Origin of the sequence: Anoxybacillus sp. B2M1 (assembly GCF_001634265.1) — a bacterium.
GTDB classification, from domain to species: Bacteria; Bacillota; Bacilli; order Bacillales; family Anoxybacillaceae; genus Anoxybacteroides; species Anoxybacteroides rupiense.
In genome coordinates, this window is the sequence record NZ_CP015435.1 from 1,085,405 (window position 1) to 1,098,277 (window position 12,873).

18 protein-coding genes are annotated in these 12,873 nt (G+C 41.5%); 7 read left to right on the forward strand and 11 right to left on the reverse strand.

Translation table 11 applies throughout. The features are described 5' to 3' along the window. Positions 1-552 precede the first annotated feature (552 nt). Complete coding sequence (locus GFC28_RS05165; protein ID WP_044745255.1) at positions 553-804, reverse strand: hypothetical protein; 252 nt, start codon at positions 802-804, stop codon at positions 553-555. A gap of 343 nt (positions 805-1,147) precedes the next feature. Here GFC28_RS05165 and cspD point away from each other — a divergent pair, with 343 nt between their 5' ends. Next, the gene (cspD, locus tag GFC28_RS05170; protein ID WP_044745256.1) at positions 1,148-1,348 is read left to right on the forward strand and encodes a cold-shock protein CspD; all 201 of its coding nucleotides are present in this window, start codon (positions 1,148-1,150) and stop codon (positions 1,346-1,348) included. Positions 1,349-1,660: 312 nt separating this feature from the next. Here the strand turns inward: cspD and GFC28_RS05175 are convergent, their stop codons facing one another. Both GFC28_RS05175 and GFC28_RS05180 read right to left on the reverse strand, forming a co-directional pair. Then, entirely contained in the window at positions 1,661-1,888 is a 228-nt protein-coding gene (locus GFC28_RS05175; RefSeq protein ID WP_044745257.1) for a zinc-finger domain-containing protein, read from the reverse strand. Beyond that, a complete protein-coding gene (locus GFC28_RS05180; RefSeq protein ID WP_044745258.1) occupies positions 1,881-2,561 on the reverse strand; it encodes a ribonuclease H family protein in 681 nt (226 codons plus the stop codon). The genes GFC28_RS05175 and GFC28_RS05180 overlap by 8 nt, the downstream gene beginning before the upstream one ends. 342 nt (positions 2,562-2,903) lie before the next feature. On the opposite strand from GFC28_RS05180, the gene GFC28_RS05185 reads away from it, so the two are divergent. Together GFC28_RS05185 and GFC28_RS05190 are read left to right on the forward strand one after the other, a co-directional pair. Beyond that, positions 2,904-3,296: an RNase H family protein gene (locus GFC28_RS05185; protein WP_044745259.1), complete on the forward strand. Its 393-nt coding sequence runs from the start codon at positions 2,904-2,906 to the stop codon at positions 3,294-3,296. A gap of 16 nt (positions 3,297-3,312) precedes the next feature. Further along, positions 3,313-4,242, forward strand: coding sequence for a DMT family transporter (locus GFC28_RS05190; RefSeq protein WP_044745260.1), 930 nt, complete (start codon positions 3,313-3,315; stop codon positions 4,240-4,242). A 15-nt stretch (positions 4,243-4,257) separates the two neighbouring features. On the opposite strand, the gene GFC28_RS05195 is transcribed toward GFC28_RS05190, so the two are convergent. Beyond that, positions 4,258-4,530: a DUF6123 family protein gene (locus tag GFC28_RS05195; protein ID WP_044745261.1), complete on the reverse strand. Its 273-nt coding sequence runs from the start codon at positions 4,528-4,530 to the stop codon at positions 4,258-4,260. Positions 4,531-4,592: 62 nt separating this feature from the next. Beyond that, positions 4,593-5,054: a divergent PAP2 family protein gene (locus GFC28_RS05200; protein ID WP_044745262.1), complete on the reverse strand. Its 462-nt coding sequence runs from the start codon at positions 5,052-5,054 to the stop codon at positions 4,593-4,595. 75 nt (positions 5,055-5,129) lie between these two features. Here GFC28_RS05200 and sspL point away from each other — a divergent pair, with 75 nt between their 5' ends. Further along, complete coding sequence (sspL, locus tag GFC28_RS05205; protein ID WP_066329402.1) at positions 5,130-5,267, forward strand: small, acid-soluble spore protein L; 138 nt, start codon at positions 5,130-5,132, stop codon at positions 5,265-5,267. Between the two features lie 83 nt (positions 5,268-5,350). On the opposite strand, the gene acnA is transcribed toward sspL, so the two are convergent. Further along, a complete protein-coding gene (gene acnA, locus GFC28_RS05210; protein WP_044745264.1) occupies positions 5,351-8,059 on the reverse strand; it encodes an aconitate hydratase AcnA in 2,709 nt (902 codons plus the stop codon). Positions 8,060-8,265: 206 nt separating this feature from the next. Here acnA and sspO point away from each other — a divergent pair, with 206 nt between their 5' ends. Further along, positions 8,266-8,415, forward strand: coding sequence for a small acid-soluble spore protein SspO (gene sspO / locus GFC28_RS05215; protein WP_044745265.1), 150 nt, complete (start codon positions 8,266-8,268; stop codon positions 8,413-8,415). A gap of 64 nt (positions 8,416-8,479) precedes the next feature. On the opposite strand, the gene GFC28_RS05220 is transcribed toward sspO, so the two are convergent. After that, positions 8,480-8,740 (reverse strand): hypothetical protein, encoded by a 261-nt coding sequence (locus GFC28_RS05220; protein WP_044745266.1) that lies wholly within the window; start codon positions 8,738-8,740, stop codon positions 8,480-8,482. Between the two features lie 116 nt (positions 8,741-8,856). Between GFC28_RS05220 and GFC28_RS05225 the strand changes: the two genes are divergently transcribed. Then, a complete protein-coding gene (locus GFC28_RS05225; RefSeq protein ID WP_063504932.1) occupies positions 8,857-8,988 on the forward strand; it encodes a small acid-soluble spore protein P in 132 nt (43 codons plus the stop codon). Between the two features lie 415 nt (positions 8,989-9,403). Here the strand turns inward: GFC28_RS05225 and GFC28_RS05230 are convergent, their stop codons facing one another. After that, positions 9,404-10,060 (reverse strand): cell wall hydrolase, encoded by a 657-nt coding sequence (locus tag GFC28_RS05230; RefSeq protein ID WP_044745267.1) that lies wholly within the window; start codon positions 10,058-10,060, stop codon positions 9,404-9,406. 258 nt (positions 10,061-10,318) lie between these two features. Between GFC28_RS05230 and GFC28_RS05235 the strand changes: the two genes are divergently transcribed. Further along, complete coding sequence (locus tag GFC28_RS05235; protein ID WP_044745268.1) at positions 10,319-10,747, forward strand: DUF2621 domain-containing protein; 429 nt, start codon at positions 10,319-10,321, stop codon at positions 10,745-10,747. A gap of 39 nt (positions 10,748-10,786) precedes the next feature. Here GFC28_RS05235 and GFC28_RS05240 read toward each other — a convergent pair whose 3' ends face one another. The 3 genes from GFC28_RS05240 to GFC28_RS05250 all read right to left on the reverse strand — a co-directional run bounded on the left by GFC28_RS05240 (position 10,787) and on the right by GFC28_RS05250 (position 12,770). Next, positions 10,787-11,281, reverse strand: coding sequence for a CcdC family protein (locus tag GFC28_RS05240; RefSeq protein ID WP_369815497.1), 495 nt, complete (start codon positions 11,279-11,281; stop codon positions 10,787-10,789). A 233-nt stretch (positions 11,282-11,514) separates the two neighbouring features. Then, the gene (locus GFC28_RS05245; RefSeq protein WP_044745270.1) at positions 11,515-11,874 is read right to left on the reverse strand and encodes a response regulator; all 360 of its coding nucleotides are present in this window, start codon (positions 11,872-11,874) and stop codon (positions 11,515-11,517) included. Positions 11,875-12,062: 188 nt separating this feature from the next. Continuing rightward, positions 12,063-12,770 carry a cytochrome c biogenesis CcdA family protein gene (locus GFC28_RS05250; RefSeq protein WP_044745271.1) on the reverse strand — a complete coding sequence of 236 codons (708 nt, stop codon included), beginning with the start codon at positions 12,768-12,770 and terminating at the stop codon, positions 12,063-12,065. Positions 12,771-12,873: the final 103 nt, after the last annotated feature.

The window sequence follows — 12,873 nt, forward strand, 5'->3', positions numbered from 1 at the left end:
TTCCACAAAAACCATTTTGTCAATATAAAATTTATCCGCCAACATGCAATTGGCAGATAGTGAGAATCATCTTCAGAAAATCGACGATCAAAGACAAACCACGGCGTCCCTCTATGAGGTAAATGCATGACAAAACTCCAAACAAATCCCGCTCGTTTCATCCCGTCCATCGGTCTAAGAAACGAGCGGATGGTCGAGCCACGCCGCTTCACAGAACCATTGATGGGGACTGTTCTAGCCTTTATCAAGCCGATTCATAACGAAAAGGCAAGTGGTTGTACTTGCCTTCCGATCGTGTGTTTGATGGATATCGCCCGTTTCATCTTTCCATTACATGATTGATCTAGCGCAAAGGCAACATGGAGCGAGACAAAACCCCGCATCCCCACCCCGTTATGAGCTGAGAGACCTCTCGGTGGATGATGTTAAATAAACATGCTAAACGACAGCCAATATTCACCTTCGTTCACAGCTTTTTCTTCCATTGCTCCCACATATGATGTTCGCCATCCTTTGGCGCGTCCGATTAGAAAGATTGTATACACTTTGGAATTACTCGTAAACATTTTGGTTTTCAATAACATAATCCACCCGAATAACAGGAACATCATGCTGCTCCAGTTCAGCGACGATCATCCCTACATGATCATTGTAAATACAAAACGTCTGCTGTCCTTTTTGAAAAGCTGTTTCGCCATATGAAAGAACGGTATGATAAAGCTTACGCACATCAACATTCTGTGTCTTCACTCGTCTTCCTAAATGGATAATCACTTCTTTTCCAGCGATTTTTCCACGATACATACGCAATATCCCCCTTTGCACTTGTATTCTCAATATATGATAAGTGCTATATATTCATACGCGCTTCTTTTTATGTCTTAATCAAGTAATTCGCCAGTCACACGGCATTCCCCTTTTGGATTAGAATATTACCAAAAAATTTGCAAATTTTTTCTGAATTTCACTCTCTTTTCCTTGACGATGACGTTGCATTAGTGTATAGTAAAAACATCATTTAACAGAATATATTTCAACCCAAGCAGCACGCACGTTCACCTTAGACCGCTGTGGAGTATATTCCGTTATTTGATAAAATTTTTTAATTAGCCATAGGTGCTAAAGGTATTAGGAGGAATTAAGTATTATGCAAAACGGTAAAGTAAAATGGTTCAACAATGAAAAGGGTTATGGGTTCATTGAAGTGGAAGGTGGAGCTGATGTATTCGTTCACTTCACAGCAATCCAAGGTGACGGCTACAAAACATTAGAAGAAGGCCAAGAAGTTTCCTTTGAAATCGTACAAGGAAACCGCGGACCTCAAGCAGCTAACGTTGTAAAATTATAATCAAGCGCTCGTTGACATAGAAGTAAGACGAAAGCGAAAGCCAAGGGCTGACCTAACAGCGGTAGGTTAGCCCTTTTTTGCTGCTACCAACGCAGACAACAGGTGATTCGTTCATATGAACAGATCAAGCTGAAAAAGAATGTCCGATCCTGCGCTGCCCATGATTCAAACAACTGTTCGCTCTGTCATCATCAAGCTGCAGTGCATGATATCTTGTTATCTCGGCCATTTCCTTTTTCATTGCTTTCTTTCCAGCGAATTCACCCTTTAAATACAAGCATCGAACTAAGATAATCTCTAAAAGGGTAACGCCTATCTCTCCTGATAAGAGCTTGAGGAAACCGTGAGCAGCATCTCCCCATATTGCTTAATTTGCTCTCCCACCGTACAACAGGTAATACAAAAAGACTGCGCTGATCTTTTTCCTTCTTCCTTACGCAGTGTGTTTTTTATAAAACAGCCATCACAATATGTAGAATGAAGATCGTTTAGTTTCGCCAGTATCTCTTTTCGTTTCGCTAATTTTTTCTCCCTATTCATCTGCATTAGTTCCTTTCTTTGTAAGTTCAATTGTGCTTTCAATTATTTTTCCTTCAAGCGCCTGACGCGCCAGCTGATCCGCTTCCTTATTTTGCTTTCGGGAAATTGGTTCATAAATCGGATGAATACCGAGCTCCTTCAGTTTGGCTTCAATTCGGTCAAGCCACGCACTATAGTCCTTTTCAAAGCAAGGCCATGCACCAGACAGCTGATTCAGCACAACATGAGAATCGCCGCGGAAGACAACCGGCAAATGATGGACTCCCATTTCTTCAAGAGTTTGTACAACCGACCAAAAAGCAGCGTATTCCGCCTCGTTATTTGATTTTAATTCATAAAGACGGCGATTCATACGAAATCGATATGGCTGATGATTTTGATGGTAATAGATCACCGCCCCGATTCCCGCTTCTGATGTTTCGTTATCAAAGCCCCCATCAAAATAAGCAATAATATCATGAGGTTCGCTTTCCACTTCTTGCAATAGCTTAACGAGCTCTTTTTTCGTCCATGACGTATTTTGCCGATCAATAAACACTAAGTCCTTCACACGTCCCGTTTTCTCAAAATCCTCCGCCATCCATAACGCCTTCTCCGCTTCAAGAAGCTCCGAAGTTAATATAATTTCTTGTTTTTTAGGAGTTATATATGTCCATTGAATGATTACATCCATTTTTGTCATCCTTCCGCCATTGTTCTTCTTTTATTATATATCAAACAAACGTACGAAATAACTGCTTATGGTTAACAAAAAAAGATAGAAATTTCCTAAAAATGATGATAAAGTAGCAATAGTTCTTCATATGCGCTTCACTCGTAACCGATATAAGTTCAGGTTAAGAAATCGATATTTTGGTGAATACAGAAGAAAAGGCTGCCTCTATTTAGCTAGATGGCTATTTTTCGGCTTCGGTAAGCTAAAAACCAGCTTGCGGCATATGCGACTTCTCATGGATGATGCCGCGCACCGACCTGTATTTAGCGAGGCTATTTCACACGACGGAGGGATGAACACTTGATTGAAGTATATATTGATGGAGCAAGCGCCGGCAATCCTGGGCCTTCAGGTGCCGGAATTTTCATTAAAGGAAATGGAACAGTAGAACAATATTCGATTCCGCTTGGTATCATGTCAAATCACGAGGCAGAGCTCTATTCTTTCATTAAAGCACTTGAAATTTGTGTGGAAAAAGGTTATCGCGTCGTTTCCTTTCGCACAGACTCTCAGCTCATTGATGATGCAGTCGAGAAGGAATATATAAAAAATCGGCAATACGCCCCGCTTTTACAGCAAGCCCTCCTATTAACGAAAAAATTGGATTTATTTTTTTTAAAATGGATTCCGAGCAAGGACAATCATGTCGCTGATGAACTGGCTCGACAAGCAATTCATAAAAATAAATCCTAGTTAAGGGGGAGAAACATTGAAAAAGCAATGGATCGCCGATGCTAGCCTACTGGCTGTTACGTTTATATGGGGAGCGACATTTGTTGTTGTTCAAAATGCGATCTCCTTTCTTGAACCGCTTTCCTTTAACGCTGTACGCTTTTGGATCGCAGGCATTTGTTTGCTCATTTGGCTGCTTCTATTTCAACGATCTTCGTTACAACATTTTAATCGCTCGCTTTTATATGCCGGATTTTGGATGGGGCTGTGGCTGTTTAGCGGTTATGCGTTGCAGACAATAGGGCTCTTATATACAACATCTTCAAAGGCCGGTTTTATTACCGGTCTTAGCGTTGTATTAGTGCCGCTATTCTCTTTCTTTTTTTTAAAACAAAAGCCAACCGCTAATGCCGTATTTGGCTCGATTATCGCTGCATTCGGCTTATATTTTTTAACGATGGAACGAGCCGAATTGTCGATTAATCAGGGCGATGTGTTCGTTTTCTTTTGCGCTGTTTCATTCGCCATGCATATTATTATCACAGGAAAATACTCCGCGCATTATCCAACGCTTTTGCTGACGATTATGCAAATTTTTACTGTCGCTGTCATGTGCTCCATTGGCGCCTTTTTGTTTGAAGATGCCCCCAATATGTGGAATGGCGCTATTTTAGCGAAGCGGCAAGTATGGACAGCTCTGCTGATTACATCGCTGTTCGCCACAGCTGCTGCTTTCCTCATTCAGACCAACTTTCAAAAATACACAACAGCTGCCCGTGTAGCGCTTATCTTTGCAATGGAGCCCGTATTCGCCGCTGTAACCGCCTATATTGGGGCAGGAGAACGGCTTTCCGTTTCTTCTATCATCGGATGCATTGGCATTTTGTGCGGTATGATCGTGTCAGAAATTCCGATTTTTTCATGGTTCTCCAAACGAACGCTTACACAAGGAAATCCTCGAACCTAACCTTCGAGGATTTTTTTAGTCAATCAATCCTTTTTCTTTCATGAATAACTGTACCTGCTGGCGCGTTTCCAGCCTCTGTTGGCAAAACTCTTCAAGCAGCGAAAGAAAAAAGCTGCCGTCAAACTGCTTTTGAATTTTTAGCGTCCACTCTAGAGCCATAATGGTTAGTTCATCACTTGCTTGCACATATTGCTTTCCGAACTGAACAAAACGAAAAACATCTTCATGGAAACGGAAGCCCTTGCTCTCTAAAAAAAGAAAATATTGTTCGATTGTTTGCTTTCTCATACGCGGATCTCCCTATGGTAGATTCGCTTTCATCTTAACTCATTTTGCTCATTATGGCTAGCTTATTTTTTATTTGTTCGTTGATATGAAAAACAGCCTGTGGCTATTCCAAGCAAAGCGCCAGCCATCACTTCGACTGGCTGATGCCCAAGACGCTCGCGGATCCATTCTTTTTTCTGCTCATACCATTTTTGCTTTGGGCTTTGTTCAAGCCGCATGACTTCCTCGGCCAAATCATTCAACCGAATCGCTAGCTCCCCCGCCTGCCGCCGCACGCCCTGAGCATCATACATGACAATAAGACCAAACAACGCAGCCAAAGCAAAATCAATGGTTCGCATTCCTTTTTTTAATGCAATAAATGTAGCAAGCGAAGTAACACCGGCAGAATGAGAGCTGGGCATTCCCCCTGTCTCAAAAAAATACTTCCAATCCCACTGTCCAGTCTCTCTTTTTTTTAGCGGAATTTTTAGGAATTGGGCAAAAGCGATTGCTGACAAAGCAGTCTTTAATGCTTGATTCATCTTTTTTCCCCTTTCATGTGTCCTAAACATATTTTTTTCATAACTAGGCAACACTATCCGCGGAGGTGACGGAAAATGGCGAAAAACGAAGGAACAAACCGCGGGACAAAGGCTCCTGGCGTAAATCCCCAAGGATACGGGCAAGATGCCACATTTTCTCCAGATCCAAAGAGTGAACTTGAAAACGCAGCAATACGAAGCAATACAAAATAGCGCATTAAAAGCTTGAGATGGAAGGGATGCGTAAAATGGCTGGAGACAAAGTCCATTCGACTTTGTCTCCAGCCATTCTCTTATTATTTATGCAATTTTTCACGCAAGACCATTTGCAAGATTCCGCCATGGCGATAGTAGTCGATTTCCACTTCGCTGTCAAAGCGCACAAGCACTTCGAATTCCTTCTTGTTTCCAGCTTCATCTGTCGCAGTTACTTTTACATAATCACGCGGTTTCACATTTTCATCAATGTGAATTTCAAATGTTTCTTTTCCGGTAAGCCCCAATGTTTCAGCATTTTCTCCCTCTTTAAATTGAAGCGGCAATACTCCCATGAGGACGAGGTTGGAGCGATGAATGCGCTCAAAGCTTTCAGCAATCACCGTTTTAATTCCTAACAAGAATGTACCTTTCGCCGCCCAGTCACGAGAGCTTCCCATTCCGTAATCTTTACCAGCAATAACAACAAGACCCGTGCCGTCTTGTTTATATTTCATGCAGGCATCGTAAATTGACATGACTTCACCAGTTGGCCAATATGTTGTGTAGCCCCCTTCTGTACCAGGAGCAATCTGGTTGCGGATGCGAATATTCGCAAACGTACCGCGCATCATCACCTCATGGTTACCGCGCCGTGAACCGTAAGAATTGAAATCTTTCGGCTCGACGCCTTTAGAAATCAGATACTGGCCTGCTGGAGTGTTTTTGCCGATCGATCCGGCCGGAGAAATATGGTCAGTTGTGACAGAATCGCCAAACTTGCCAACTACGCGCAAGCCTGTGAGCGGTTGTACTTGGCGAACGTCTGGAGACAACCCTTCAAAGAACGGAGGATTTTGAATATATGTGGAATCCTCGTCCCATTGATAGAGCGGTTCATCCGTTGTCTCGATTTCATTCCAGCGTTGATTATCATCGAACACACGCTCATACTCCTTGCGGAACAATTCTGGTGTTACGGTTTGCTTCACTACTTCTTTTATTTCTTCCGTTGTTGGCCAAATATCGCTAAAGTACACATCGTTTCCATCTTTATCCTTGCCAATTGGATCGTTAAGAAGATCGATATCAACTGTACCTGCTAGCGCATAAGCTACTACAAGCGGAGGAGATGCTAGATAATTCCCTTTAACAAGCGGATGAATCCGGCCTTCAAAGTTACGGTTTCCGGAAAGAACGCTTGTCACTAACAAATCATTTTCCGCAATAGCTTTCTCAAGCTCTGGAGCTAGCGGACCAGAGTTACCGATACACGTTGTACAACCGTATCCAACAATATTAAAACCAAGTTGCTCAAGGTATGGAAGCAAACCAGAATCTTTTAAGTATCCAGTAACAACCTTCGAACCAGGAGCTAACGATGTTTTGACATATTTCGGAACCGTCATTCCTTTTTCAACTGCTTTTTTCGCTACTAATCCGGCACCAACTAACACATACGGGTTTGACGTATTCGTACAGCTTGTAATCGCAGCGATGACGATCGCACCTGTTTTCATTTTAACTTCTTCGCCGTTTAATGCGACCGTTATTTCTTTCTCAAGATCTGCCTCTGTTAATCCAAAGCCTTGGTTTCCTTGCGGAGCTTTTACTGCTTCACGGAACGAGCTTTGCATTTTAGAAAGCGGAATCAAATCTTGTGGACGCTTTGGTCCGGAAAGATTGGCTTCAATTTCAGATAGGTTGAGTTCAACCACATCTGTGAATGTCGGTTCTTCTGCATCTGGTGTATAGAAGAGACCGTTTGCTTTACAATACGCTTCCACCACTTGAATATGATGCTCATCTCGTCCTGTTAACCGCAAATAATCAAGCGCTTCCGCATCTACAGGGAAAAAGCCGCATGTCGCTCCATACTCTGGCGCCATATTCGCAATGGTCGCACGGTCAGCGAGAGGCAGAGTAGCCACACCAGGACCGAAAAATTCCACAAATTTGCCGACTACGCCTTTTTTACGAAGCACTTGTGTTACTTTTAAAGCAAGATCCGTAGCTGTTGTCCCATTTGGTAATTTTCCTGTCAAACGAACGCCGATAACCTCAGGAACAGGGAAATAAGAAGGCTGTCCAAGCATTCCCGCTTCCGCTTCAATTCCGCCGACGCCCCATCCAAGGACACCGATACCGTTAATCATCGTTGTATGGGAGTCAGTTCCAACAAGCGTATCAGGAAATGCTTCATATTCGCCGTTTTCCCCTTCTACTGCATGAACGACGTTCGCCAAATATTCTAAGTTCACTTGGTGAACGATTCCTGTTGCTGGTGGCACCGCACGATAGTTATTAAACGCCTTTTGAGCCCATTTTAAAAATTTATAGCGCTCAGCGTTTCGTTCAAATTCTAGATTCATATTGTATTGAAGAGCATCATCACTGCCTGCTCTGTCCACTTGAACAGAGTGGTCGATCACAAGATCCACCGGAATTTCAGGATTGATTTCATATGGATCTCCGCCGATATCCGCCATCGCTTTGCGCATAGATGCCAAATCAACAACAGCAGGAACACCAGTAAAGTCTTGCAAAATAACACGAGACGGCTTAAACGGGACATCGATCTCCTTTAATTCGTCCGTTCCCCATTTTGCTAAATTTTCCACATGCTCTTTTGTAATGACACGCCCGTCTACTTGCCGAAGCACTGATTCTAATAAAACTTTGATGGAATAAGGTAAACGGGAGATGTTGCCGATTCCCGCTTCTTCAAGCGCTTGTAAACGATAGTAGTTATATTTTTTACCGTTTACCTCAAATGAAGTGCGGGCTTGAAATACATCTTGTTTTGCCATATGTATTACCCCCTCAATCAATACTATACTATTTTTTCACATAAATGTCGAAAAAATAGTACGAATTCTCCCAAAACCCGTAAAATTGGTACGCTTTTATCTTATTATAAGCACTATGAATTGTAAATAATTATTCCCTCGTTTCTCCTTTTCAGAGAATAAATTTCCCTCTCCTTCGCAAACTATAGTAGGGAGGTGAAAGGAGAATGGGAAAGCGGAAGGCCCATCATGTCATTCCGGACATGAACGCAGCAAAGGCGCAAGGAATGGGAGCTGGCTACGAAGAGGAATTTGCCAATGAACCATTAACGGAAGCAGAACGCCAAAACAATAAAAAGAGAAAAAAGAATCAATAACCCTTCTTCGCCGCTGCGGAGTGAGCAGCAGAATAAAAGGGAATGCTGCGGTGCACATTCCCTTTTATTGAATCTCGTTTACCTCGTCTACAATCGTTTGCAAATCCGTACGAAATTGTTCAAGACGCATTCGCTGCGTTTCTGAAGCGACTTCCATTGCATGATTGATTTGTTCAAATGCTTCATTGACTTCCTGCTTTAAATGCTTTAACTGGCTTCCGTAATCGGCCTGATCGCGAACTAAATGGTCATACCATTCCTTCGCTTCCATCGTCCCTTGTTCAGCGGCTTGAAACGCTTGTTGTTTATCTTTATGATACGGCATGTTCTTCCTCCTTCCACTGCATTGCACATTTATATCGTGTCAAATATTCAAAAATTTATACGGTGAATAAATAAAAAAAACCCTGTTATCCTAATCAATAAAAGGAGGTTATTTTTATGAGCAAAGACACAGCAAAAAACGGCCGCAATAACGAACAGTCGGGACAACCCAAACCGCTGGACGGCTCCAAAAAAGTCAAAAACCGCAATCATACGCGGCAAAAGCATAACGCTGGACATGATATGTAATGCAACAAAATAGACAGAAAAAAGGGGCAACTGCCCAAGGCTTCCCCTCCCAAAAATCTAAAAGCTATCGTTTTTAATAGCTTTTAGATTTTTTTATTTATTTGGTTTACAAATAATAATCGCCATTCACTTTGTTAAAATGTGTGTGAACATATAAAAGAAAATATGATTGTTAGTCAGTTCTACTTCTGGGAATCTATCTTTTTGGAGCGCATTGCGGATAGATTTAAAAAAGCCCCTAACGTATCGCACAAGTTCATATGTCGAAAGTTGAAATGGGATTTATATAGGTTCATTTATTACTTTGATATCGATAAAGCTGAAAGCATGTTTGCATCATGAACAAAGGCCTCTTTTCAGCCTGTTAACAAACTCAACCAGCTGAAAGAGGCCTTCTTCTATCAATATTTTTGGCTTATCTTGCAAATACGTGATGACCGATCCGGATGGTAACAGGCCTTGAAAGCATCCAGCGGTCTTTTGTAATAGCCGGATTATAAAAATACAACGAATGGCGCCGATCGCTTGGGAATAATGCTACCGCGCGATCCACCGCATCGTAGTCTTGTTTTGTTGGACGGATTTTTGTCAGCTTTCCTGTTTTGACAGGAACAAACGCATAGCCTGTTTTCGTTTTTTGATAAATCACGCCCTTTATCGTGTTAGGAAACGCCGGATCTTTGACCCGGTTCAGAATCACAAGCGCAACCTCTACTTTTCCTGCGAACGGTTCACTAGATCCTGTTTCCGCTTGAACAAGTTGCGCTAAAAGCGTTCTTTCCTCTGCGGTAATTTTCCATTTCGCTGCTGACGAAGCGGTTGTCGTTTTTTTCGCTGTTGCTATGACAGGCACTTTCAATGTTTCTCCGACCAAAATGCGGTCTGTTGTTTTTTTATTTAGCGTCTTTAACGTTGAAACACTCGTTTTGTATTTTTGAGCGATTTTATAAAACGAATCTCCTTTTTGCACTTTATAGTATGTATATGTGGTTGCTGCACTACTTTTATGTGGCGTAAACGCTACAACCATACAGCCAACTACTGCGAGTATTGCTAAAATCCTTTTAATCATGATGGCCTCCTCATAGTCGCTTTTTGGTTTTCCCGTTCGCATTTACTAGATTAGCATGTTTCAAGTGTGCTGACACTGGGCGACGTTTCCATTCCAGCTCATGAAATGTTCTCCATCTGTTGATATATAAAGGACGAGCTTATTTTTTTACAGTTGTATTACAGTTTCGTAACAGCGCTTATAACAGCGTTCTTGCCAAATATTCTTCTTTTAGAGATAATGTTTGATAGATCATGAAGGCTGTATTGAGGTGAAAACATGCTAACAGGCTGGTTTCTTTGGTTTATTTTATTCTGGGTGGTCTTTTTGCTTACGATGATGTCGATTGGCGGCTTTTTTATGTTCCGTAAATTTTTAAAGCGCCTGCCAAAAGCAGACGGAAAATCAGAGCTCGATTGGCAGGAATACTACATTGAGCAGACCCGGCATTTGTGGGGAGAGGAAGAAAAAGCGCTGCTTGAGGACTTAGTGAAGCCCGTTCCCGAGTTATTTCGCGATGTCGCTCGCCAGAAAATCGCAGGTAAAATCGGCGAATTAGCACTTCAAGAGCAAGCTTCACGCATTACAAAAGATCTTGTTATCCGCGGTTACATTATCGCTACACCAAAACGTGATCATAAATTTTTAGTCAAAGCTTTAAACGAAAAGCAAATCGATTTGGCGCCATATGCTCATTTACTTGAGTAAATCCGACACAACAAAAAAGATGGGGAGTCCCCATCTTTTTTATTGTGTCGACCAAAGAGTCGGATTATTGTTTAATTGCTTCTCTAGACGTTTATAAGAAACATACATCGCCGCTCGCCACGGAACGATCATCGCAAATGCCAATAAATAAAACATGCCGCTCAGCTGATGATAATCAATCGTTCTGCCTAAATAGACCTTTAAACCAAGACGAATGATAATAAGACCAACTAAAATCCAAACAAATGACTTGGACCGCTTTAAGTAAATATGGTGATCGCGAATTTCGAACTTGGATGTTTTAATTAAAAAAACCGAGAAACAGGCACCTAAAACAATGGCTTCCATCAGTTCCCCTTTTGTCACGCGAAACAGTGGATCTAAAAACATGAGCGAGCCGGTGCTCATAAAAAGCGGCGGTAGAATAATTTTTTTGGCATTTGTCGGTTTTTTCGATGCCTTCATACGAACAAACAAAATGAGTAGCGCCATTATAATCGCGATAATTGTGCTTAAAATTGCCAAGCAAATCATCCTTTGCTATAAGATTTTACTGCTTTCCTTTATTTCATTATAGACTTCTATAAGCAAGAAGATTCAGCAGCAACAAAAACACGCAAATAGAGCATGCCCAGAAGCCGCTCTAAAATTAGTGTCACCGTCATCACTACTGAACACGCAGCAATATGCTTTAAATCAACACACAGCCTACGTTCCATTATTTAGGTGTCTATTTACACACTTTAAATTTCCAAAATCCACCTATTTTACATTAAAGCACGGGCAATCGCTTCCATCACACGGCTTTCATCAAACGGCTTCACAATAAAATCGATCGCTCCTGCCTCGATTGCTTCAACCACCATTTTTTGCTGTCCCATCGCCGAACACATAATAACTTTCGCTTTCGGGTCTATTTGTTTGATCGTTTTGATCGCTTCAATGCCATTCATTACAGGCATTGTAATATCTAACGTTACGATGTCTGGCTTTAATGCTTGATACAGCTCGATCGCTTCTTTTCCGTTTTCTCCTTCTCCTACTACTTCACAATTCGCTTTTTTTAAAATATTTGACAATGTCATTCTCATAAATTTCGCATCATCGACAATCAACACTTTTGCCATAATAATCCCCCTATTAGCCAGAAAAATAATATGCGCGATCATGGGTCGACAATAATCCTATGCAACAATGTAACGAATTTGCGGAAGAATTTCAACTTAAATATAGTGACAATCTATGATTCCTTTTGACAGAAAACATCCCATCACCTACGCTTTGTTTAGAAATGGGAGACTCCTTTTCGATAGCGCTAAAATCCCGTAAAACCTCCAAAAATACTGGTCGTGTAGATAATGATTTTCGTCATCCAGTCAAAAAACAGCAAAATCCCCATTATAATCATCACATATCCGCCTGCTTTCATAATTTTCATATGATAGCGGCGAATCCATTGCATTTTCCCAATAAAAAACGATAAAAGAAAAAACGGAACGGCAAAGCCTAGAGAATAAGCTGTCATATAAACCACTCCTGATCCTGGATTTGTCGCTGCTAAAGCAATCACTGACATTAAAATCGGGCCTGTGCACGGCGACCACCCTGCTGCGAAAGCCATGCCAATCAATATCGATCCCGCATACCCTGACGGACGATTGCGAAAGGAAATGCGATGATCTCTCATCAAAAAGCCTGGCTTAAATACACCGATGATCACAAATCCAAAGAAAATAATTAAAATGGCGCCGACTTGCCGAATAAAATCTTGATATTGTTTAAACAGTTCGCCAATTAGTGAAGTGCCAAATCCAATGGAAACAAAAATAAGAGAAAAACCAAGCAAAAAAAACAGCGTATGCAACAAGCTCCTCTTTTGCAGCATCGCATTCTCCGCTTGCAGTTCCGCGACCGAAATGCCGGTAATATAAGATAAAAATGCCGGATATAACGGCAGACAGCATGGAGAAATGAACGATAAAAATCCTGCTCCAAACGCTAAAAAAAGATTTACGTCTGTCATCAATTTCAACCCCACAAGTTCTATTTTTTCTTTAATTTTACCAAAAAATAAATCTTAATGGTGATGTATGAATTTAAAAAAAACCGACTTTTTTCTTTTGAAT

What these genes read in the sequence shown, in the direction of transcription:
- GFC28_RS05230 (WP_044745267.1), bottom strand. Translation starts at nt 10,060, where the DNA reads ATGATTAAAAGGATTTTAGCAATACTCGCAGTAGTTGGCTGTATGGTT.
- sspO (WP_044745265.1), top strand. Translation starts at nt 8,266, where the DNA reads ATGGGAAAGCGGAAGGCCCATCATGTCATTCCGGACATGAACGCAGCA.
- acnA (WP_044745264.1), bottom strand. Translation starts at nt 8,059, where the DNA reads ATGGCAAAACAAGATGTATTTCAAGCCCGCACTTCATTTGAGGTAAAC.
- GFC28_RS05220 (WP_044745266.1), bottom strand. Translation starts at nt 8,740, where the DNA reads ATGCCGTATCATAAAGATAAACAACAAGCGTTTCAAGCCGCTGAACAA.
- GFC28_RS05225 (WP_063504932.1), top strand. Translation starts at nt 8,857, where the DNA reads ATGAGCAAAGACACAGCAAAAAACGGCCGCAATAACGAACAGTCGGGA.
- sspL (WP_066329402.1), top strand. Translation starts at nt 5,130, where the DNA reads ATGGCGAAAAACGAAGGAACAAACCGCGGGACAAAGGCTCCTGGCGTA.
- GFC28_RS05235 (WP_044745268.1), top strand. Translation starts at nt 10,319, where the DNA reads ATGCTAACAGGCTGGTTTCTTTGGTTTATTTTATTCTGGGTGGTCTTT.
- GFC28_RS05245 (WP_044745270.1), bottom strand. Translation starts at nt 11,874, where the DNA reads ATGGCAAAAGTGTTGATTGTCGATGATGCGAAATTTATGAGAATGACA.
- GFC28_RS05180 (WP_044745258.1), bottom strand. Translation starts at nt 2,561, where the DNA reads ATGGATGTAATCATTCAATGGACATATATAACTCCTAAAAAACAAGAA.
- GFC28_RS05250 (WP_044745271.1), bottom strand. Translation starts at nt 12,770, where the DNA reads ATGACAGACGTAAATCTTTTTTTAGCGTTTGGAGCAGGATTTTTATCG.
- GFC28_RS05240 (WP_369815497.1), bottom strand. Translation starts at nt 11,281, where the DNA reads ATGATTTGCTTGGCAATTTTAAGCACAATTATCGCGATTATAATGGCG.
- GFC28_RS05195 (WP_044745261.1), bottom strand. Translation starts at nt 4,530, where the DNA reads ATGAGAAAGCAAACAATCGAACAATATTTTCTTTTTTTAGAGAGCAAG.
- GFC28_RS05165 (WP_044745255.1), bottom strand. Translation starts at nt 804, where the DNA reads ATGTATCGTGGAAAAATCGCTGGAAAAGAAGTGATTATCCATTTAGGA.
- GFC28_RS05175 (WP_044745257.1), bottom strand. Translation starts at nt 1,888, where the DNA reads ATGAATAGGGAGAAAAAATTAGCGAAACGAAAAGAGATACTGGCGAAA.
- cspD (WP_044745256.1), top strand. Translation starts at nt 1,148, where the DNA reads ATGCAAAACGGTAAAGTAAAATGGTTCAACAATGAAAAGGGTTATGGG.
- GFC28_RS05200 (WP_044745262.1), bottom strand. Translation starts at nt 5,054, where the DNA reads ATGAATCAAGCATTAAAGACTGCTTTGTCAGCAATCGCTTTTGCCCAA.